This is a genomic window from Segatella bryantii (genome assembly GCF_022024215.1).
Taxonomy (GTDB): domain Bacteria; phylum Bacteroidota; class Bacteroidia; order Bacteroidales; family Bacteroidaceae; genus Prevotella; species Prevotella bryantii.
Window position 1 is genome coordinate 2072005 of the sequence record NZ_CP091798.1, and the last position, 21427, is coordinate 2093431.

At 36.6% G+C, this 21427-nt stretch carries 27 protein-coding genes; 10 read left to right on the top strand and 17 right to left on the bottom strand.

The features are described 5' to 3' along the window. Nucleotides 1-29: 29 nt before the first annotated feature. The 5 genes from L6471_RS12750 to L6471_RS12770 are packed head-to-tail and all read left to right on the top strand — an operon-like array spanning nucleotide 30 to nucleotide 4656. Entirely contained in the window at nucleotides 30-674 is a 645-nt protein-coding gene (locus L6471_RS12750) for an ExbD/TolR family protein (protein ID WP_027453340.1), read from the top strand. Continuing rightward, entirely contained in the window at nucleotides 674-1324 is a 651-nt protein-coding gene (locus L6471_RS12755) for an ExbD/TolR family protein (RefSeq protein WP_006283608.1), read from the top strand. Before L6471_RS12750 ends, L6471_RS12755 begins: the two co-directional genes overlap by 1 nt. A 30-nt stretch (nucleotides 1325-1354) precedes the next feature. Continuing rightward, nucleotides 1355-2212 carry an energy transducer TonB gene (locus L6471_RS12760; RefSeq protein WP_006283609.1) on the top strand — a complete coding sequence of 286 codons (858 nt, stop codon included), beginning with the start codon at nucleotides 1355-1357 and terminating at the stop codon, nucleotides 2210-2212. Nucleotides 2213-2217: 5 nt separating this feature from the next. After that, nucleotides 2218-3177, top strand: a complete 960-nt coding sequence (locus L6471_RS12765; protein WP_094448075.1) for a PstS family phosphate ABC transporter substrate-binding protein — start codon at nucleotides 2218-2220, stop codon at nucleotides 3175-3177. A 57-nt stretch (nucleotides 3178-3234) separates the two neighbouring features. Then, nucleotides 3235-4656 carry a tetratricopeptide repeat protein gene (locus L6471_RS12770; RefSeq protein WP_027453342.1) on the top strand — a complete coding sequence of 474 codons (1422 nt, stop codon included), beginning with the start codon at nucleotides 3235-3237 and terminating at the stop codon, nucleotides 4654-4656. Between the two features lie 271 nt (nucleotides 4657-4927). Here the strand turns inward: L6471_RS12770 and L6471_RS12775 are convergent, their stop codons facing one another. Further along, nucleotides 4928-5098, bottom strand: a complete 171-nt coding sequence (locus L6471_RS12775) for a DUF362 domain-containing protein (RefSeq protein ID WP_006283612.1) — start codon at nucleotides 5096-5098, stop codon at nucleotides 4928-4930. Between the two features lie 177 nt (nucleotides 5099-5275). Here L6471_RS12775 and porT point away from each other — a divergent pair, with 177 nt between their 5' ends. After that, a complete protein-coding gene (porT, locus tag L6471_RS12780; RefSeq protein ID WP_074549399.1) occupies nucleotides 5276-6022 on the top strand; it encodes a type IX secretion/gliding motility protein PorT/SprT in 747 nt (248 codons plus the stop codon). Between the two features lie 51 nt (nucleotides 6023-6073). Here porT and L6471_RS12785 read toward each other — a convergent pair whose 3' ends face one another. Further along, the gene (locus L6471_RS12785) at nucleotides 6074-6913 is read right to left on the bottom strand and encodes a bifunctional metallophosphatase/5'-nucleotidase (protein WP_094448087.1); all 840 of its coding nucleotides are present in this window, start codon (nucleotides 6911-6913) and stop codon (nucleotides 6074-6076) included. 1 nt (nucleotide 6914) lies between these two features. After that, nucleotides 6915-7682 carry a 5'-nucleotidase C-terminal domain-containing protein gene (locus L6471_RS12790; RefSeq protein WP_027453345.1) on the bottom strand — a complete coding sequence of 256 codons (768 nt, stop codon included), beginning with the start codon at nucleotides 7680-7682 and terminating at the stop codon, nucleotides 6915-6917. A gap of 187 nt (nucleotides 7683-7869) precedes the next feature. Here L6471_RS12790 and rplS point away from each other — a divergent pair, with 187 nt between their 5' ends. Beyond that, the gene (gene rplS / locus L6471_RS12795) at nucleotides 7870-8232 is read left to right on the top strand and encodes a 50S ribosomal protein L19 (RefSeq protein ID WP_006283616.1); all 363 of its coding nucleotides are present in this window, start codon (nucleotides 7870-7872) and stop codon (nucleotides 8230-8232) included. A gap of 63 nt (nucleotides 8233-8295) precedes the next feature. On the opposite strand, the gene L6471_RS12800 is transcribed toward rplS, so the two are convergent. Then, on the bottom strand, nucleotides 8296-8523 hold the full coding sequence (locus tag L6471_RS12800; RefSeq protein WP_006283617.1) for a hypothetical protein: 228 nt from the start codon (nucleotides 8521-8523) through the stop codon (nucleotides 8296-8298). 109 nt (nucleotides 8524-8632) lie between these two features. On the opposite strand from L6471_RS12800, the gene L6471_RS12805 reads away from it, so the two are divergent. After that, the gene (locus L6471_RS12805; protein WP_256208013.1) at nucleotides 8633-9820 is read left to right on the top strand and encodes a phosphoribosylaminoimidazolecarboxamide formyltransferase; all 1188 of its coding nucleotides are present in this window, start codon (nucleotides 8633-8635) and stop codon (nucleotides 9818-9820) included. Between the two features lie 15 nt (nucleotides 9821-9835). Further along, on the top strand, nucleotides 9836-10048 hold the full coding sequence (locus tag L6471_RS12810) for a hypothetical protein (protein WP_006283619.1): 213 nt from the start codon (nucleotides 9836-9838) through the stop codon (nucleotides 10046-10048). A 48-nt stretch (nucleotides 10049-10096) separates the two neighbouring features. Here L6471_RS12810 and L6471_RS12815 read toward each other — a convergent pair whose 3' ends face one another. From L6471_RS12815 to hpt, 5 genes are read right to left on the bottom strand one after another with little or no spacing between them, the layout of a single operon-like run. Beyond that, complete coding sequence (locus tag L6471_RS12815) at nucleotides 10097-11266, bottom strand: M23 family metallopeptidase (protein WP_036858055.1); 1170 nt, start codon at nucleotides 11264-11266, stop codon at nucleotides 10097-10099. A gap of 26 nt (nucleotides 11267-11292) precedes the next feature. After that, on the bottom strand, nucleotides 11293-12072 hold the full coding sequence (gene pgeF, locus L6471_RS12820) for a peptidoglycan editing factor PgeF (protein ID WP_006283621.1): 780 nt from the start codon (nucleotides 12070-12072) through the stop codon (nucleotides 11293-11295). A 20-nt stretch (nucleotides 12073-12092) separates the two neighbouring features. Continuing rightward, the gene (gene obgE / locus L6471_RS12825; protein ID WP_006283622.1) at nucleotides 12093-13253 is read right to left on the bottom strand and encodes a GTPase ObgE; all 1161 of its coding nucleotides are present in this window, start codon (nucleotides 13251-13253) and stop codon (nucleotides 12093-12095) included. 29 nt (nucleotides 13254-13282) lie between these two features. Next, entirely contained in the window at nucleotides 13283-13861 is a 579-nt protein-coding gene (locus L6471_RS12830; protein ID WP_006283623.1) for an adenylate kinase, read from the bottom strand. 45 nt (nucleotides 13862-13906) lie between these two features. Continuing rightward, nucleotides 13907-14449 (bottom strand): hypoxanthine phosphoribosyltransferase, encoded by a 543-nt coding sequence (hpt, locus tag L6471_RS12835; protein ID WP_006283624.1) that lies wholly within the window; start codon nucleotides 14447-14449, stop codon nucleotides 13907-13909. Nucleotides 14450-14537: 88 nt separating this feature from the next. On the opposite strand from hpt, the gene L6471_RS12840 reads away from it, so the two are divergent. Continuing rightward, the gene (locus L6471_RS12840; protein ID WP_094448076.1) at nucleotides 14538-16055 is read left to right on the top strand and encodes an NAD(P)H-hydrate dehydratase; all 1518 of its coding nucleotides are present in this window, start codon (nucleotides 14538-14540) and stop codon (nucleotides 16053-16055) included. A gap of 337 nt (nucleotides 16056-16392) precedes the next feature. Here the strand turns inward: L6471_RS12840 and L6471_RS12845 are convergent, their stop codons facing one another. From L6471_RS12845 to infA, 8 genes are all read right to left on the bottom strand, one after another. Beyond that, nucleotides 16393-17406 (bottom strand): class II fructose-bisphosphate aldolase, encoded by a 1014-nt coding sequence (locus L6471_RS12845; protein ID WP_006283626.1) that lies wholly within the window; start codon nucleotides 17404-17406, stop codon nucleotides 16393-16395. A 615-nt stretch (nucleotides 17407-18021) separates the two neighbouring features. Continuing rightward, on the bottom strand, nucleotides 18022-18498 hold the full coding sequence (rplQ, locus tag L6471_RS12850; RefSeq protein WP_006283627.1) for a 50S ribosomal protein L17: 477 nt from the start codon (nucleotides 18496-18498) through the stop codon (nucleotides 18022-18024). A gap of 27 nt (nucleotides 18499-18525) precedes the next feature. Then, nucleotides 18526-19518 carry a DNA-directed RNA polymerase subunit alpha gene (locus L6471_RS12855; RefSeq protein ID WP_006283628.1) on the bottom strand — a complete coding sequence of 331 codons (993 nt, stop codon included), beginning with the start codon at nucleotides 19516-19518 and terminating at the stop codon, nucleotides 18526-18528. Nucleotides 19519-19530: 12 nt separating this feature from the next. Continuing rightward, nucleotides 19531-20139, bottom strand: coding sequence for a 30S ribosomal protein S4 (gene rpsD / locus L6471_RS12860; RefSeq protein WP_006283629.1), 609 nt, complete (start codon nucleotides 20137-20139; stop codon nucleotides 19531-19533). Nucleotides 20140-20178: 39 nt separating this feature from the next. Next, nucleotides 20179-20568, bottom strand: a complete 390-nt coding sequence (gene rpsK, locus L6471_RS12865; RefSeq protein WP_006283630.1) for a 30S ribosomal protein S11 — start codon at nucleotides 20566-20568, stop codon at nucleotides 20179-20181. Between the two features lie 21 nt (nucleotides 20569-20589). Next, nucleotides 20590-20970 (bottom strand): 30S ribosomal protein S13, encoded by a 381-nt coding sequence (gene rpsM / locus L6471_RS12870; protein WP_006283631.1) that lies wholly within the window; start codon nucleotides 20968-20970, stop codon nucleotides 20590-20592. A gap of 103 nt (nucleotides 20971-21073) precedes the next feature. Then, on the bottom strand, nucleotides 21074-21190 hold the full coding sequence (gene ykgO / locus L6471_RS12875) for a type B 50S ribosomal protein L36 (RefSeq protein WP_004350205.1): 117 nt from the start codon (nucleotides 21188-21190) through the stop codon (nucleotides 21074-21076). Nucleotides 21191-21199: 9 nt separating this feature from the next. After that, nucleotides 21200-21418: a translation initiation factor IF-1 gene (gene infA, locus L6471_RS12880; RefSeq protein ID WP_006283633.1), complete on the bottom strand. Its 219-nt coding sequence runs from the start codon at nucleotides 21416-21418 to the stop codon at nucleotides 21200-21202. Nucleotides 21419-21427 lie beyond the last annotated feature (9 nt).

Sequence of the window (21427 nt, forward strand, 5' to 3'; positions counted from 1 at the left end):
TTTTGCTAACCCTTTAAAATTTTATCGCTATGGGTAAAGTAAAAATTAAGAAGAGTGACGTCTGGATCGATATGACGCCTATGTCAGACGTAATGACCCTGTTGCTTACCTTCTTTATGCTGACATCTACATTCGTTAAGAATGAGCCAGTTAAGGTAAATACACCAGGATCTGTATCTGAAATAAAGGTGCCAGAGAACGGCGTTTTGACAATTCTGGTTAGCCCTGAAAAGGATGCCACAGGCAAACCTACAGGTGAAGGCCAGGTATTTATGAGTATTGATAATACGGACCAGCTAGGTAGTACATTGGACGGAATGGCAAGTCAGTTTGGTATAAATATTGCTCCACAGTTGAGAGATGTTTTCAAGACTGAAGGTACATTCGGTGTTCCAATGAAGGAATTAGCAGCATACCTCGCAATGCCTTCAAAGCAGCGCGATAAGGTACTCGCAACTAAGGGTATTCCATTGGATAGTATCGATGGTGGTATGAGTGAATTCCAAAACTGGGTAAATCAGGCACGTACTGTAAACGAGGATATTAAAATCGCTCTTAAGGCAGATGCTAAGACTCCTTACAAAACAGTTAAACGCGTCATGAACGAGCTTCAGGATATGGATGAGAGCCACTACTACATGATCACACAGCTTAAACAAGAGGGGGATGAATAATGGCTAAGAAAGAAGGTAAACAAAAGAAGATGAATGTCCGCGTAGACTTTACGCCTATGGTGGATATGCTTATGCTTCTGATCACATTCTTCATGCTTTGTACCACTCTGAGCAAGCCTCAGACCATGGAGTTAACCATGCCTAGCAATGACGAAAATACAAGAGAAGATCAGAAAAATGAAGCTAAGGCTTCTCAGACAGTTACTCTTTATGTTGCTGCTGACAATCAGATCTATTATGGCGAAGGTGTACCACAATATGACAACCCAGCTTGGCTGAAAAAGACAACTTGGGGTAACGATGGTATCCGTAAAGCCTTGAGAGATCACGCAACAGAAGATGGAACTCGTCCTGTAACACGTATCAGTCTTGCCGTAAAGCAGTTGAACCAAGAGAGAGCAAAGAATCCTAAAATGATGCCAGACAGCATCTATCAGAAGAAACTTGCTGATATCAAAGGTGGTGAACTCCCAGGTGGCGAGAAGATACCAACTCTGACTATTGTCATCAAACCAACTGACAATGCTTCTTACAAGAACCTTGTCGATGCGCTCGATGAAATGCAGATTTTGAACATTGGTACGTATGTCATTGACAAACTTAACCCTGACGACGAGAAACTTCTCAAATCTGCAGGTGTTAAGGAGTAATGATTTACAACTTAATTAAAACAAGAAAAAATGGCTAAAATAGATCTATACGACCCTAAATGGGTAGATATGGTATTCGCCAACAAAAACAAGGAGTACGGAGCTTACCAGCTTAGAAAAGGTACTTCTTCGCGAAATATCAAAGCTATTGTTATCTTGGTCATAGCTGCAGCTCTCATCGGTGGCTTCCTTGCATGGAAGGTTATTCAGCAGAAGCAGATGGAAGAACAGCAGGCCTATATGGAAGCTATGCAGCTTGCTAAGGCTCAGGAGATGGCTAAGAAAGAAGACAAGAAGAAACAGGAACCTGTTAAACCAAAAGTAGAGCCTAAAAAGGAAATACCTGTAGCTCGCGAAACTCAGAAGTTTACTGCCCCTGTCATCAAAAAGGATGAACTCGTAAAAGAGGACAACCAGTTGAAGCAGATGGATAAATTGGATGATAAAGCAGCTGTAGGTAACCAGGATGTAGAAGGTTCTAAGAACCGTACTGTAGAGGCTGTAAGAAATGACATTGCTGTCAATACACCTCCACCTCCACCAGCAGCAGCTCCTACTGAAGTTGTTACTAATAAGGTATTCGACGTTGTAGAAGTTATGCCTTCATTCCCTGGAGGTAATGGTGCTTTGATGTCATATCTCAGCAGCAACGTAAAATATCCAGTTGTAGCACAAGAGAATGGTGTTCAAGGACGTGTCATTGTATCATTCGTTGTAGAACGTGATGGTTCAATCTCTGACGTTAAAGTCGTTCGTTCTGTAGACCCTTCACTTGACCGCGAAGCAGCTCGTGTTGTTAAGAGCATGCCTAAGTGGAATCCTGGTAAGCAGAATGGTTCCGCAGTACGTGTTAAATACAACGTACCTGTTTCATTCAGATTGCAATAATTTATATGAAAAAGACCGTATCTTATAGTATTATAGGATTATCTCTACCCTTACTACTTTTCTCATGCAGTGGGAAAAATAGTAAGGTTAAGAGAACTGATACACCGACGTCAGGGACGATTGAATTCGTCTCTGACGAAAGTTTTTCTCCCATAGTAGAAGAAGAGAGAAAACAATTTGAATTTGAATATCCTAAAGCTCATCTTAAACCTAAATACACAGATGAAGTTACGGGACTTCAAATGTTGAAAGACTTCAAAACATGTCTTTTAATCACCTCTAGAAAACTAAAGGATAGTGAATTGGCATACATTAAAACCAATTCTAATATCATAGCTCAAAGTTTTCCTATCGGATATGATGGTGTTGCTTTTATTGTAAATCAAGAAAATAACGATACATGCATCACTGTAAATGATATCAAAAGAATACTGACAGGAAAAGCTACAAACTGGAATCAAATTAATCCAGGCTCAAAAAGAGGAAATATTGAAGTCGTTCTTGATAACGTAAGATCCGCAACAACCAATTTCGTTGTAGATTCTATTCTTGGTGGAAAGAAGCTTGAAGGAAAAAATATCTTCGCAGCTAAAACAAGTAAAGAAGTTATCGAATACGTTCATAAGACTCCAAATGCCATTGGCATTATTGGATCAAACTGGCTGAACGACAAACGAGATACTACCAATACAACATTTAATAAAAATATCCATGTAATGTCAATATCAACAAGGGATAAAGCTACCGTCATGAATAGCTGGAAACCTTACCAAGCATATTTATTAGATGGAAGATACCCATTTGTAAGAACATTATGGGCTAATGTTGCAGACGGTAGCAAAGCATTACCATGGAGTTTTGCAAATTATATTACAAGTCCTACTGGACAGCTAATAATATTTAAATCAGGACTTTTACCATACAGAGGAGAAATTAATATTAGAACTGTTAATGTAAAAAATTAAATTAAACCTTTGAAATAATAAAGAGTCTTAGAATTAACAACTATTAATGTTAGAATTATGAATACAAGAAGATATGTTATGATAGGTGCTCTCGTACTGAGTATGACTGCACCAGTTTGCGCTCAAGATGTTAATTTTGAAACACCTTTAAAGTCAATCGTAAATGTGTTAAAAGATAAGCCTGAAGATGTCGAGGCAACAAAAGATCTCATCAAGACTTATAAAAAAGAGTATAAGAAAGATCCTAAAGCTCTGATTGCATTAGGAAATGCTTTGGTAAGCGTTAAAAGATACGCAGAAGCAGAAGAAATTGCTAATATTGTAATTCAGAAAAACAAGAACTTTGGCGACGCATATATACTTCTTGGAAATATCGCAGCTCTTAAAGATGATGGTGGTAACGCTGCTATGTGGTTCGAACAGGCTATGACTATGGACCCTAAAAATCCACAAGGATATATGAGCTATGCTGCTGTAAACAGAAAATTTCCAGAAGAAGCAGAAAGAGCACTTAATAAATTAAAACAGGAACGTCCAGATTTTCCTATTGAAGCTGAAGCAGCACACACATACTATAGTGGCGGTAGATATGATAAGGCTTTGGAGAATTTCGACAAAGCTGATAAGAACAAGCTGAAAGAATTCCAGCTTAATGAATATGCAGTATCTGCCTACTTGCAGAACAAAAAAGAACAAAGTTTAGAACTTGCAAAATTTGGTATCAACAAATTCCCTAAAAGTGCTGCATTCCAACGTGTAGCTTTATGGAGTGCTGATGACCTACAAAAATTTGAAGAGGCTATCAAATTTGCAAATGTAATCGTCAATACAGACTCTATAGAAAAAACACAGCGTGATATCGTTTACTATGGCATGGCTTTAGCTGGTAACAAACAATATAACGAAGCTATTACACAGTATAACAAGGCTCTTGAAATGAAATCTGATGACATTAAACCATTACAGTACATTTCGGACGTATATACTGCAATGGGCGACGAAGATAAAGCACTCGAGTATAATGAAAAATATATGAGTGCAAACACTGCAGCTGCACCATCAGACTACGCTAAATTAGCTGGTGTATATTTGGCTAAAGCTGAAAAACTAACAGGTGCTGCAAAAGATGCAACATACGATAAAGCATTTAGCATATACAATAAAATTGCAGAAAAATTTCCATCAATAGCAGGTTGGGCTGGTCTACAAGCTGGTTTCCAAGCTTCTAAAGCTGGATACGATGAGAAAGCAGCTTCATTCTTCCAGAAAGTTATAGACTTACTTGAGAACAAAGAAGGCCGTGACAATGACGAAACAGGCTATTTGAAATCAGCTTATAGTAATATTGGCTACTACTACTGGGGTACAAAGAATGATTTAGAAAAAGCTAAACCATATTACGAAAAATTGTATAAACTGGATCCAAATGATAAAAATGCTAAAGCTGCATTAGGTATCACAGATGAATCAGCTCAGTAAAAATCGACAAAAAAATATTCAATGAGGTGAACATTTTTGTTCACCTCATTTTTTTATATAAAATCAAACATCGAAAAATGATCCTCCATTACTTCAAATACTGACTACATAACTACATCATATTCATAATACTATTACCTCCTGCAATTTTATTTTTTTACCACAGGGCCTGGAAAGGTAATTGCACCAACAAGAACACATCAACATAAAACAAAAAAAGCGTTCTAAAAAGAACGCCTTTTTCCTTTTTATGTAACTAAAAAGTATTTTCTTACTCAGGAAGAGCAATAGCTTCATTAGGACAAACAGAAGCACATGTACCACATTCTGTACAAGCGTCTGGGTCAATTGAATACTTTTCACCTTCAGAGATAGCACCAACTGGGCACTCATCAATACATGTACCACATGCGATACAATCGTCACCAATAACGTAAGCCATAATAAAAATATTTATTGTTAATATAATGTTTGTATAATAAAGTAGAAATACCTACTTATGGCTACAAAGTTATAAAATATTTTTGAAATACCTAAAAATGATGATAGATTTTTTTTTATTTGTACGAAGTCGAAATAGTATATATAATAAAAGTGATAACAACCCGTTATAAAATCAATGAAGAATACTATAACAATCATAATATTACATATTCTACTCTGTTGTACTTGCCAAGCACAAGAAAAAGTTGTAGAAAATAGACCCTATACAGATCTAAGAAAATTCCATTTTGGAATATTAGTAGGAACTCACATGCAAGATATAGAATTCAATAATGTGGGATTACATACGTATACTGATGAAAATGGAAACAAACAAGAAGCATTAATTACTTGTGATCAAAACCAATGGGAACCAGGATTCAACATTGGCGTATTAGGCGAAATACGACTACACACACACTTCCAACTAAGAATTGCACCTACACTTTATTTCGGTACTAGACATTATAATTTCAGAAACTTAACAGCTGATCAAAACAACAAAGAACTTTCGACAAAGCAGCAAGATATGAAAACTGCTTATATATCTACAGCTATCGAATTAATCGCAGCTGCTCCAAGATTTAATAATCATAGACCTTATTTGATGTTTGGCATTAATCCAATGATCAATTTAAGCGGTAACGATGATGATATATTAAAACTTAAAAGTTCTGATGTCTTTATTGAAGCAGGATTAGGTTGCGATTTCTACCTTCCATATTTTAAGCTAAGACCAGAACTTAAATTCATGTTCGGCTTAACAAATTGTCTCGATAAAAATCACGCAAATAAAGTAAAAGATGGAGCACTGCTCCCATACACAACTTCAGTAGATCAAGCTAAAAGTAAAATAATCGCATTAACATTTTATTTTGAATGAAACAAGAAATGCACTCTAATATGAGTGCATTTCTTGTTTCATTCAAAAATTTTATTTCTTTTGAAAATCTAAAAATACTTTACCAATAAACAAACCACTCTTACCATTCTGATCTACAGGAATAAGTTTGCCATCTTTATTAGGTACATACTCTAACTCTTTTAAAAAAGAATGAGAATGTCCACCCAAGACCAAATCAATATTATTTGTTTGTGATATGAGCGCATTATCATCATCACCCTCGATATTCCAACCAAGGTGAGACAACAGAATAACAACATCACACTTTTTACTTTTCTTAAGGAAGGATGCCATTTTTTGGCCAACTTCTATAGGAGATAAGTAAACAACTGAACCATAATTATTTTTTGAGACCAAACCATCCAACTTAGGACACAAAGCAAAAACTCCTATTTTGATTCCATTACGCCTTAAAATAATATAAGGTTTAACAATATCTTGAAGAGGGGTTCCTGTAAAGTCATAATTCGAACAAATAATCGGAAAATTAGCCTTTTTAAAAAGACGAGCCATGTTTTCAAGACCAAAATCAAACTCATGGTTGCCTATAGTAACAGCATCATAGCCCATCTGATTCATCAAACCAATCTCCACATCACCCTTATATAGGGTATAATAAGGAGATCCTTGAGAAAAATCGCCACTATCAAAAAGTAAAATATAAGGATTCTTTTTACGCTCTTCTTTTAACATAGAAATTCGACGAATATAACCACCACGATTAGCAAGCATCGTATCAGCCAAATTTTTACTCAACGGCATTATACAACTATGAGTATCATTTGTATGCAAAATCTCCAAATGCTTCTGTGCAAAAGAAGGTAACACTAACAAGAAAAGACAACCTAATAAAATATTCTTGATTTTCATATTATTCAACCACTTTAATTCTACCTTCAACTATTGGTGCCAATGCACGGCCTCCTGAACATTTTTCACGGAAATAATCCATTATAATAAAACGAGCATTATTATCCTTTGATTTAGGTGAAAGAACATTCACTCCTGATTTAAAAGCAACAAGTTGATCATTACCTTGAGCCAAATAATCTAAAGTGGCTACACGATAAGTTGCTTGTGGATCAATAGGCTTACCATTCAGAATAGCCTCAACTAGTTTTCCACTCTTAGTGATTTTGAGCTGAACACCATGACTAACCCCTTCTCCACCACGACTTGCTATCTGACGAAACAACTCTAAAACTTTTTCACCTGATAAAGAAAGCAAACATATTTTATTTTCAAAAGGAGAAACATCTAAGACATCACCATAGGTTACTGTCCCCTTTGCAAAAGCAGCACGAATACCACCAACATTATAAACCGAAAAATCAGGATGCTCCTGAAATTTTGAACTACCCCACACCAAAATATCTGCTAATAAATTAGATAAACTACTTTCTGGCCTCTTTGCAGACAAATCATAAGCAACCTGACCTACAATAGGGCTCATCAAGCTATCAACAGTATGCTGATAAGGAGCCAAAAAACGAATCGCAGCCTCATCTGGATTAGCATCATATCTTTCATCTATGATTATTCGATTGCGCTTTACAGACAGTAATTCGTAATGAGAACTGCACGACTCTGTAAAAAGAGAAGCACTAATTAGACCTAAAACAAAATACTTACTACACATTATAATTATAATTGATTGCTGCAAAGGTAGTTAAAAAGGATAAAAAGGCAAAGAAAAGGTACCAAAATTTGGTTCTTTACATTTTTTGTAGTAACTTTGCACCGCTTTATGGTGTAACCGCTGACAGCAGAAGAGTTGCGTGTCACGTTGCATCGTAATACAAATCATTTAAAATATTTTTTAAATCATGGATTTAATTAAAGTTGCTGAAGAAGCATTTGCAACAGGTAAGCAATTCCCTAAGTTCAGTGCAGGTGATACAATCACTGTAGCTTACAAGATTATCGAGGGTTCTAAAGAGCGTATCCAGCTCTATCGTGGTGTTGTTATCAAGATTTCTGGTCATGGTGACAAAAAGCGTTTTACTGTTCGTAAAATGTCAGGCACAGTAGGTGTAGAGCGTATATTCCCAATCGAATCTCCTGCTATTGATAGCATCGAAGTGAACAAACGTGGTAAAGTACGTCGTGCTAAATTGTACTACCTTCGTAAACTCACCGGTAAAAAGGCTCGTATTGCTGAGAAGAGAACCGTTGTTAAGGCAGACTAAGCAATTCAACCAAAACAAAAATAAAGAGAGACTCCATATAAGGAATCTCTCTTTATTTTTGTTCTAACCATTATAATTAACTTGACCATCTTCATCTCCATGCAAGGCATTCTGAAATTCTTTCCAGTTCTGAAAACCCACGAATAAAGCCAATTTATCTAAAGAAGACGGAGTTAATTTACCTGTTTCTTTCAAACGCTGACATAACTTGCCCACTTCATTTGCCAAAGTTATCTTTTTACCTAGTTTCTTCTCTACAGCTTGAATAAGAAGATGAAAATCACGCTTCATAACCTAACGTATTTTTAAAATCTACTGCAAAGATATTAATTTTTGAAATACGATAAGCAAATATCATCGAAAAATTGTACCTTTGCAATACTATTTTATTAATCCCTCAATAATGAAAGAATTAGCTTTAAAGTATGGATGTAATCCTAACCAGAAGCCTTCTAAAATTTACATGGAAGGTGGTAAGGAATTACCTATCGAAGTCATTAACGGTCGTCCTGGGTACATTAACTTTTTGGATGCCCTAAACAGCTGGCAATTGGTAAAAGAATTGAAGGAAGCTACCGGATTACCTGCTGCTGCAAGTTTTAAGCACGTTTCACCTGCTGGTGCTGCTGTAGGACTTCCATTATCTGACACACTCAAGAAAATTTATTTTGTTGATGATGTTGATTTTGAATTGACACCACTTGCTAGTGCATACGCTCGAGCACGTGGAGCTGACCGTATGTGCTCTTATGGAGACTTTTGTGCCCTAAGCGATACCTGTGATAAAGAAACGGCACTTCTTATCAAACGTGAGGTTAGCGATGGTGTTATTGCACCTGATTATACACCAGAAGCCCTCGAAATTTTGAAAGAAAAGCGTAAAGGCACATACAATGTCATTAAGATTGATCCAAATTATATTCCAGATGAGATAGAACACAAGCAAGTATTTGGCATCACTTTCGAACAAGGAAGAAATAATATCCAACTGAATGATCCAAAATTGTTTGAAAATATCCCAACTAAATCAAAAGAGTTTCCTAAAGAAGCTATCAGAGATTTGATGATAAGCCTCATCACTTTGAAATATACTCAAAGTAACTCTGTATGCTACGTCAAAGACGGACAAGCTATTGGTATTGGAGCTGGACAACAAAGCCGCGTACACTGTACACGACTTGCAGGAAGTAAAGCTGATGAATGGTGGCTTCGCCAGAGCCCAAAAGTGATGGGGCTGCCATTTAAGCCAGGTATACGCCGCGCTGACAGAGACAACACTATCAATGTATACATTAGTGATGAATACGAAGATGTTTTACGTGATGGTACTTGGCAAATGTTCTTTACCGAAAAACCGGAAGTTTTCACACGTGAAGAAAAACAGGAATGGATTGCCAAAAATACAAATGTATCTCTCGGTAGTGACGCATTCTTCCCATTTGGGGACAACATCGAACGTGCACATAAGAGCGGTGTACAATATATAGCACAAGCAGGAGGCTCTATCCGAGATGACAATGTTATTGAAACTTGTGATAAATACGGCATCACCATGGCAATGACTGGTGTCCGTTTGTTCCACCATTAATATATAATAAAAATTATGCCCAACGAAGACGAAATAGACGAGATCATTTCCGGTGGTGGTCTGGTATTTAAAAGTGCTCCAAAGGGAGGACATAATGACGATGGCAAAGTAAAAACTAAAGCCAAAAAGAAGAAATACATCACCGGTTCTCATGGTTCCGGATCTGCTAAACAAAAGGCGAAATACCGCCAGCAAAGAGCAAATAGGAAATCACAGAAAAAGAAGTAAAAATAGAAAACTCATACCAACATAATGTTTGGTATGAGTTTTTTATTTTTACTTCTTCAGAGTTTTCACATTTCCGCTCTTGGAAAGTATTAGAGTAAATGCCTGCAATCGACGTGCCACATGATTAAAAATAGTAGCTGGATTAATTGTTCTACCCTTAAAATGAACTTCAAAATGTAAGTGCTCTGTAGTTGCTCTACCCGTTCGTCCTGTCAAACCTATAACTTGACCAGCTTTAACCTTTTGACCTACTTTGACCAAATTTTTACTTTGGTGACTATAGAGAGTTTCAAATCCATAAGCGTGCTTAATAACAATGCAATTACCATAACCCGAAAAGGGTGAAGACTTAATCACTAAACCATCAAAAGCTGCTAAGATATTATCATTAGGCTTTGTTTTGATATCAACACCAGAATGATTTCTTTTACCGCCATATGAACTTATAACATGACTTCCAGGTAAAGGATAAGCCCAATGCTCCTTCTGAATGCCTTCTAAATCAAGTTTGAACGTCATACTATTCAAGAAAGGATCTGAGGCTTCTTCTGGATCCAATGTCAATTTCACTGGCGAATTATTTTTTTTATCTGAACTTTCTTGTAATAAACTTCCATTTGAAGAAGATGATGATGGAATAATATCAACATGATTTCCGAATCTCTTAAACGAAAAAGCCCTTTTACTCAATTTATGACTATTAACCTCTACAAAAATTGAAGGATTAAGCCAGCCTCCATTAATCATTATAGCAAAAAGACAAAAAAAACGATTATCCTTTCCACCAACAATAGCCAAAGTCTGCCCCGCCTTAACACGCTGTCCCACTTTGACAACATTCTGAAGATTATAGGCATAAACCGTTTCCAAACCATTATCATGACGCACGACTATAACATTTCCATACTTAGAAGTCTTTCGAGCTAAACGAACTACTCCTGCAAACATCGCTCGAACAGCGTCACCTTTTCTCGTCGTAATTTCTAGTGCCTGATTATTCTGCAATGTAGCCTTACCTATTGGTAAAGGAAAAGAATAATCCTGATTACTATAAGTACTAAAGTCTATAGTGAGTACATTACTATGTGAAAAAAGATGTGGTGTTGGGATACTGATTTGTTCCTGCTCAGCTACTGAAAAACCAGACTGCTGAGCATAACACACCAAAAAACTATTTCCGAAAGTAAGCAAGCCTATAAACAAATGTTTTAATTTCATAATTTTAGATTATCAAGGTTAGAAGATTAACGAAGCATCAAAGCTGTATAGATACGCCCGGACAATATTCCTAATCGACGAGCAGAAAAATAATGCTTCACTTCTTGATAAGTACAAATACCACTTAAATGAATATTATCGGGTAACAGGCCAGACTCTATAAGCTGTATACGATTACACTCAGAAAGATCTAAGTGCCATTTGGTATACTTCTTTGCTATTTTAGACATATCAAAACCTGCTAAACGAAATTGATCAAAAACCTCCTGTCCAACTTCAAAATTCTGCAATGAAATGCCAGGTCCTATCACTGCACGTATATCTGAAACTTTCACCGAATAGGCACGCGTAAATTCTAATATACAATGTTGTACTATTCTATTCAACGTTCCTCGCCAGCCAGCATGAATAGCACAAACTGCTTTCCGATGACTATCATAAAGTAAAACGGGAATACAATCTGCAGTAGAAACTCCTACACACACATTTTTCAAATTTGTCATAACGGCATCTACTTGATTTAATAAAGCATCACGGAGTTCTGAAGGACTATCTAAAAAAGACTGGGTTATTTGGCGACATACAATCCCGTGCGTTTGATGAGGCAATATAAGACGGCTATCAGGAATATGTAATAAGCTACATAATAATTCCCGATTAGCCTTTATATGGGTTGTATCATCACCACTGTAAGGATTGATATTAAAGTCACTATAATTTCCTATACCATAACCGCCATGACGAGTAGAGGAAAAAGCAACTACATCATCACCAAAATGATAATATGTTAAATCAAGTTTCTGCAAAACTCAAAGATTATGATTTTTTATTCATATTCAAAATCATCAAGATCATCAATATCGTCAGCCTCATACTCAGCATTTTCATCGTCATCAATGACATGCTCAGCATCCAACTCTTCAGCAAACGTTAACATATCCTTATCACGATGAACCAATGTATCTTCCGACATGATATCCTGAAGCTTATTGCTTTCACTATTGAGCTCACGCCACAATACATCTTTCAGTTCATTCAGACCTAATCCTGTTACAGATGAAATAAAAACAACTGGCAAATCATCAGGTAAAGTCGTTTTTAACATCTCCATCAATTCTTCATCAAGCAAGTCACACTTGGTAACAGCCAGAACTCGATGCTTATCAAGCATCTCTGGATTAAAGGTTTTTAACTCATTCAGTAAGATTTCGTATTCCTTCTTAATATCATCTGTATCTCCAGGCACCATGAAAAGAAGCAATGAGTTACGTTCGATATGACGCAAGAAACGAAGTCCTAACCCTTTTCCACCACTAGCACCTTCTATAATACCAGGAATATCAGCCATCACAAAAGACTTATGATCATGATAACTGACTATACCAAGTGAAGGCTCCAATGTAGTAAATGGATAGTTTGCAATCTTTGGACGAGCACTTGACAAAGATGAAAGCAAAGTAGACTTTCCTGCATTTGGAAAACCAACTAAGCCAACATCTGCCAAGAGCTTCAATTCCATAATGACATTCAATTCCTGAGCAGGTTCTCCTGGCTGTGCATAACGAGGAGCTTGATTTGTAGAAGTACGAAACTGAAAATTACCAAGACCACCTCTACCACCTTTCAACAGCACAACTTCCTGGCCATCATACGTAACATCACAGATATACTTTCCTGTTTCAGCATTATATACCACCGTTCCACAAGGAACATCAATATACATGTCTTTACCATCAGTACCATGACACTTGTCACGCCCGCCATTTCCACCATGCTCAGCTTTAATATGACGTTGATATTTTAAATGAAGCAGAGTCCAATAATTGTGATTGCCGCGAAGAATAATGCTACCTCCACGACCGCCATCACCACCATCAGGTCCACCATTAGGCTGATACTTAACATGCCTTAAATGCATAGATCCTCTACCACCCTTTCCAGAGCGGCAATAAATTTTTACGTAGTCTACAAAATTAGATTCTGCCATTCAATATAACGTTATATTATATGTTAAAATTAATCTTCGAGGGCATCTATCACTGACTCGATACGGCTGAAGATTTCATCTACTGTACCAAGACCCTCTACATGATGATGAATTCCTTCTTTACTATACCAATCTATCAACGGAGAAGTCTGCTCATGATATACATTCAAACGCTTCTGAATAGTTTCCGCATTATCATCAGAACGACCACTGATTTTACCTCTATTAATAAGACGACTCATCAACTCCTTTTCAGGAACTGCCAATTCTATCATTGCAGCAACAACATGCCCACGCTCTGCAAGCATTTTTTTCAAGGCCTCTGCCTGTGGTATAGTACGAGGGAAGCCATCAAAGATCACACCTTTATGCTCTTTACCAAAAGAATCATATACATTAGCCAAGATATCAATCATCAGTTCATCTGGTATCAACTGACCATTATCAATAAATCCTTTAGCAATCTTACCAAGTTCTGTACCATTCTTGATTTCACTACGGAGCACATCACCTGTAGAAATATGACCTAAACCATATTTTTCTATCATTTTGTCACTCTGTGTTCCTTTTCCAGCACCAGGGGCACCAAAAATTACAATATTTTTCATTTGTTTTCTTATAGATTTGTTTTTGATTATTCGCTTTACAAGTAATTATTTATCATCTACAAGGGTGTAGATATCTCTTAAATTTCGACCTTGCTGATCATAATCCAAACCATAACCGACTATAAAGTCATTTGGAATAGACATGGCAGCATACTCAATGTTCAAAGGTACCTGAAGTTTTCCAGGTTTTAACAATAATGTACAAATATGGATAGACTTTGGTCCACGAGTTCCTAAAGACTCTACCATACGCTTCATCGTAAAACCTGTATCTACAATATCCTCTACTATGACAATTGTACGCCCAGCTAAATCTTCATTAAGACCAATTACTTCCTTGATTGTACCTGTAGAAGTAGTACCCTGATAAGAGGCCAATTTAACGAAAGAGATTTCACATGGGATAGTAATATATCTCATGAGATCTGCTGCAAATACAAAAGACCCATTAAGAACAGCAAGAAACAATGGATTTTTTCCAGCTAAATCATGATTGATTTTATCTGCTACCTGCTTGACATTCTTTTGGATTTCATCTTCCGGAATGAACGTTTTAAACGTTAAATCCTTGATTTTTACGATACTCATTGATATGATTTTTAAATTTGGAGCAAAATTACGAAAAATATAGCAAACATAACATACTCATTGGCATAATTTTCGTATTTTTGCATGTATGAAGATATTTACTGGCAACCAAATCCACGAACTTGATAAATACACTATAGAGCACGAACCTATATCATCTATAGACTTAATGGAACGCGCATCTAAAGCGATATACCATGCGATTTCTGCAGAATATGATAATCGTATCTCTTTTGTAGTTTTTGCAGGACCGGGCAATAATGGTGGTGATGCGCTAGCTGTATCACGAATGCTAGCTGAAAATGGATACAACGTGTCTGTTTTCCTCTTTAATATTCACAATCACCTTTCTGAAGAATGTGCGACTAATAAACAAAGAATTCTCGATGGGAAAAAGATCAAGAAATTTACAGAAATAACTGTAAATTTTGATCCTCCTACACTAGACGAAAATACTGTTGTCATTGATGGACTATTTGGAAGCGGACTGAATAAGCCGCTTTCTGGCGGATTTGCTTCTTTAGTAAAATATATTAATGCATCTGCTTGTAAGGTTATAAGTATTGATTTACCTTCTGGTTTGATGTGTGAAGACAATACTTACAATATACCTACGAATATCATTAAAGCAAATCAAACATTTACACTCCAACAGAAAAAATTAGCTATGCTCTTGGCTGACAATCAAATATTTCTTGGTAAGATTAAAGTACTGGATATCAGATTGTCTCAAGAATTTATACAAAACACAGATAGCCCATATCAAATGGTTGAAGAAAACGATATTCGTTCACTTCTCCACCACCGCAATGACTTTGCACATAAAGGAAATATGGGAAACGCACTTATCATAGCTGGCAGCTACGGCATGGCTGGTGCATCTGTTCTAGCTACTAAAGCTTGTTTACGAGCTGGAGTTGGTAAAGTTACTGCCGTTACGCCTAGAAGAAACTATGAAATTATGCAGATTTCTGTACCTGAGGCTGTTCTCCAAATGGACAAGGATGAATTATATTTTTCAGAACCAATAGATACTGAAAAATATAATGCAGTGGGAATTGGCCCAGGATTAGGTTCTTTAGAAAATACTGCTATTGCACTAATTGCCCAAATAAGAAGAGCTACCTGCCCGATTGTCATTGATGCTGATGCCTTAAATATTCTTGCCAATCATCGTGCATGGATGCAACAATTACCTCCAGGTGCTATACTAACTCCTCATCCTAAAGAGATGGATAGACTTAATAATGGCATCAATAATGGTTCCTACGACAGACTTCGGAAAGCACAAGAGCTAGCTGAACATTTCCAAGTCTATATCATTTTAAAAGGACACTATTCTGCGCTTTGTCTTCCCGATGGACATATTTTCTTCAATACAACTGGAAATAGCGGAATGGCTACAGCAGGTAGTGGCGATGTTCTTACTGGTATTATTACAGGATTATTGGCAAAAGGATATAAGCAAGAAGAAGCATGCAAACTTGGCATGTATTTGCATGGATTAGCGGGTGATTTAGCTGTAAAAGATTTAGGCAAAGAAAGTTTGATTGCAAGTGATATAATTAAGTATTTACCTCAAGCATTTTTACGCTTAGAAGACTAGAAGCTACCGGTATCAGAAAGCTATCTGATAAAGATGATACTGTATAGCAAAATATTATAATTCCACTAAGACTTGTATTATTCTCTGTGCGAATTATAATATTTCTATGGTATGACATTCTAATTGCATACCTCTTACACGTTTTAAATTAAACACTTATTAATTGCTATTAGAACTACTTACACAAGGATTAAAAAGGAATATCAGCATTATTACAACTCGCTCCAGACGATCACCTGCTACGCATTGCTCATAATATCAACCCAAATTAACAAAAAAAGAGGATGAGTCAATTCTGCCCCATCCTCTACTATAAAATTAAAATAAACTTAATCTATTAATCAAGTTGACCCAACTTGTTATCAGAACCTAATACATCAATAATCTTATGACGATACATCTGCTCCATATACTCACGACCAGCGCCACAATACTGACGAGGATCGAAATATTCAGGATGCTGAGTCAATGTTTCACGCACACCAGCTGTAAATGCCAAACGTGAATCTGAGTCAATATTAATCTTGCAAACAGCACTCTCAGAAGCCTTACGAAGCTGCTCCTCTGGAATACCTACAGCATCAGGAAGCTTACCACCGTTAGAATTGATAATCTTAACATATTCCTGTGGAACTGAAGATGAACCATGAAGAACAATTGGGAAACCTGGTAACTGCTCTTCTACACCAGCCAAAACATCAAATGCCAATGGTGGTGGTACAAGTAAACCTGTCTTTGGATCACGTGTACACTGCTCTGGCTTGAACTTATAAGCACCATGTGAAGTACCAATTGATATAGCCAAAGAATCACAACCTGTACGAGTAGCGAAATCAACAACTTCCTCAGGCTTAGTATAATGAGATTCCTCAGCAACTACATCATCTTCAACACCAGCTAATACACCAAGCTCACCTTCTACGGTTACATCAAACTGATGAGCATAATCTACCACCTTCTTAGTTAAAGCAACATTCTCTTCATAAGGAAGAGCTGAACCGTCAATCATTACTGATGAGAAACCGAGATCTATACAGTCTTTACACAATTCAAAACTGCTACCGTGATCCAAATGAAGAGCAATCTCAGGATGGTTGCAACCCAATTCCTTTGCATAAGCAACTGCACCTTCTGCCAAATAGCGAAGAAGAGTTGAATTGGCATAGTTACGAGCACCCTTTGAAACCTGAATAATAACAGGTGATTTCAACTCAGATGAAGCCTTAACAATAGCTTGCAGCTGCTCAAGGTTATTAAAGTTAAATGCTGGAACTGCCCAACCACCTTTGATAGCTCTTTTAAACATCTCACGAGTGTTTACCAAGCCTAAATCCTTGTAATTTACTGCCATAATATTTTTTATATTTAAAATGAATAATTTTTAAACCACTGAAACCATTGCAAAAATAGTATTTTCTTCTGGCTTTTCAAAAAAGAATGTAACTTTTTTAGTGCATAAGGGAACTTAAAAAGGCGATTAATTCAGTATCATAAGTATGAAAATAGATTTTGCTAAATTCACATTACAAAAGCAAAGATTAGTAAGAAACAAATACAACGTAAATTCTCAATGAAAGAACTACTTAACGTAGTTGGTTGATTTGAAAAACTTACACAAGAAAAACTGGATACAAGAAGTCATCCACAATTACAAAAGCGAAAATCCATAATAGATAATTATTCAAAAAAAACAAAAGGCATCTTGAAAAGACACTAATGTGATAAAAATGAATCCGCTATCACTGCACAATAACAGAGCAAAAAGGCAATAAAAGCAAAATGAGGCATAATCTAATAAGGAAACAAAGACCATAGGATTGAAAATTACTTATAGAAAGCATATAACCATTCATAAATGACAAACTTATATATGCTACAAGAACTTTCCTGAAGCAATCAAATTTTAAATAGAGCAAAAAAAATCTCCATCCTTTTCGGGATGGAGATTAATATAAAATGCTAAAACTTACTCAGCTGCATTATTTTCGGTTTCAGGAGTCTCAACAACTTCTTCAACTGCCTTTGTAGACTTGCGTGAACGACGAGTCTTCTTAGCAGCAGATTTAGCGCTTTTAGACATGTTTTCATCAAAGTCAACCAACTCGATAAAAGCAATTGGAGCTGCATCACCCTGACGAGTACCCAATTTGATTACACGAGTATAACCACCTGGACGATCACCAACCTTTGCTGCAACAGTACCAAACAATTCCTTGATAGCCTCTTTATTCTGTAAATAACGGAAAACTACACGACGAGAATTTGTACTATCATTCTTAGCTCGAGTAACTAAAGGCTCTACATATTTTTTAAGAGCTTTAGCTTTTGCAAGAGTCGTAGTGATTCTTTTGTGCATAATCAAAGAGATAGCCAAGTTTGAAAGCAAGGCATCACGATGAGATGCAGTACGACCCAAATGGTTGAATTTTTTATTGTGTCTCATTATTGTTTTTTAATTAAGATAAGAAGATTACTCCTTATCAAGTTTATACTTTGAAATATCAGTTCCAAACGAAAGATTCAGACTCTCGAGCAAATCATCAAGCTCAGAAAGCGATTTCTTACCAAAATTACGGAACTTAAGCAAATCAGTCTTATTATACTGAACTAAATCACCTAAAGTTTCTACATCCGCAGCTTTCAGACAGTTAAGAGCACGAACAGAAAGATTCATGTCTACCAACTTAGTCTTCAACAACTGACGCATATGAAGAACCTCTTCGTCAAACTCTTGATTACCATCCTGATCAGGATTTTCAAGTGTAATCTTTTCATCAGAGAATAACATAAAGTGATAAATCAATATCTTAGCTGCTTCCTTAAGCGCATCCTTTGGATGAATGGAACCATCAGTAGTAACTTCAATTGTTAATTTATCGTAGTCTGTTTTCTGTTCAACACGATAAGGTTCAACTGAATATTTAACATTACGAATAGGGGTGTAGATAGAATCGATTGGAATGACATTAACGTCAGTACAAAATTGACGATTCTCATCAGCAGGAACATAACCACGTCCCTTGTTGATTGTAAGGTCAATTCGCATCGAAGCCTTAGGGTCTAAATGACAAATCACTAATTCAGGATTTAACACTTCAAATCCAGTCAGATGTTTACTTATATCACCAGCTTTGAATTCTGTTGAATTCTCTACTATGATACTAACTTTCTCGTTCTCGAATTCTTCTACTACTTGCTTGAATCGAATTTGTTTGAGATTCAAGATAATGTTGGTTACATCTTCTTTAACACCCGGAACTGAAGAAAATTCATGCTCAACACCTGCAATTTTAACAGTATTGATAGCATATCCTTCAAGAGAGGAAAGAAGCATGCGACGGAGGGCATTACCTACAGTAACACCAAATCCAGGCTCGAGAGGACGGAACTCAAATCTTCCGAACTTATCGTTAGCCTCCAGCATTACGACTTTGTCAGGTTTTTGAAATGCTAATATCGCCATTAATTCAATGATTTATTGTTTAGAGTACAACTCAACTATTAACTGTTCCTTAATATTCTCAGGAATATCTGCACGCTCAGGTCTGTGAAGGAACTTACCACTCTTAGTGTTTTCATCCCATTCGATCCAAGGATACTTACTATGATTGAAACCTGCCAAAGCACCTTCGATAACCTCAAGAGACTTAGCTTTCTCTCTAACACCAATAACCTGACCAGGTTTTACAGAATAAGAAGGAATATTTACAACAGCGCCATCAACAACAATGTGCTTATGACTAACAAGCTGACGAGCAGCAGCACGTGTTGGAGCAATACCCAAACGGAAGACCACGTTATCAAGACGGCTCTCGAGTTCCTGCAACAGAACCTCACCTGTAATACCATCAGATTTAGCGGCCTTATCAAACATGTTACGGAACTGACGCTCTAATACACCATAAGTGTATTTTGCCTTCTGCTTCTCAGCCAACTGTGCACCGTACTCAGACTGCTTACGACGACGGTTATTACCATGCTGACCTGGAGGGAAATTGCGTTTACTCAAAACTTTATCTGCGCCGAAAATTGGCTCACCAAAACGGCGTGCAATTCTAGACTTTGGACCTATATATCTTGCCATAATTTAAAATGCTAATTATTAAAGGATCTGTAATATTGATTAAACACGACGACGCTTTGGAGGGCGACAACCATTATGTGGCAATGGTGTTACGTCTACAATCTCAGTTACCTCAATACCTGCACTATGTACAGCACGGATAGCTGATTCTCTACCATTTCCAGGACCTTTAACATAAGCCTTTACTTTACGAAGACCAAGATCGAAAGCGACCTTTGCACAGTCTTCAGCTGCCATCTGAGCAGCATAAGGTGTATTCTTCTTAGAACCACGGAAACCCATCTTACCAGCAGAAGACCAAGAAATAATCTGACCTTCATTATTAGCAAGAGAAACTATAATGTTATTGAAAGAGCTATGAACATGAAGTTGTCCAATTGCATCAACTCTTACATTTCTTTTTTTAGATGTTGCTTTTGTCTTTGCCATAATAATTTAACTCCTTCAAAATTACTTAGTAGCCTTCTTCTTATTAGCAACAGTCTTCTTCTTTCCCTTACGAGTACGAGCATTGTTCTTAGTGCTTTGACCGCGAACAGGAAGACCATTACGATGTCTGATACCACGATAACAACCGATATCCATCAGACGCTTAATATTCATGGAGATCTCAGAACGAAGATCACCTTCAACTTTAAAACCAGCGCCGATAATTTCACGGATTTTAGCTGCTTGCTCATCAGTCCACTCACTGACCTTCAAGTCACGGTTTACACCTGCCTGATCCAATATCTTTGCTGAACTACTTCGACCTATACCAAAGATATAAGTCAATGCGATTTCGCCACGCTTATTCTGGGGCAAATCTACTCCAACAATTCTAATTGCCATTTGAAATAATAAATATAAAATGTGTTTAACTAAAATGGAAAGCAAAGGTAGTCAAAATATTTAATAGAAAATAAATAACTACCAAAGAATTCACATTTTTTAATTAACCCTGACGCAATTTAAACTTAGGGTTCTTTTTGTTAATAACAAACAAACGACCTTTACGACGTACAATTTTACAATCTGGTGTACGCTTCTTTAATGATGCTCTTGTTTTCATTTTAATTGTTTATTTATATCGGAAAACTATTCTACCCTTTGTTAAATCATATGGGCTCATTTCCACTTTTACTTTATCTCCTGGGAGAATCTTTATATAATGCATTCTCATCTTTCCAGAGATGTGAGCTACAATCTGAACTCCATTCTCTAATTCCACTCTAAACATGGCATTAGAAAGAGATTCTAAAATTGTACCATCCTGTTCAATTGCTGACTGTTTTGCCATAAAATACTA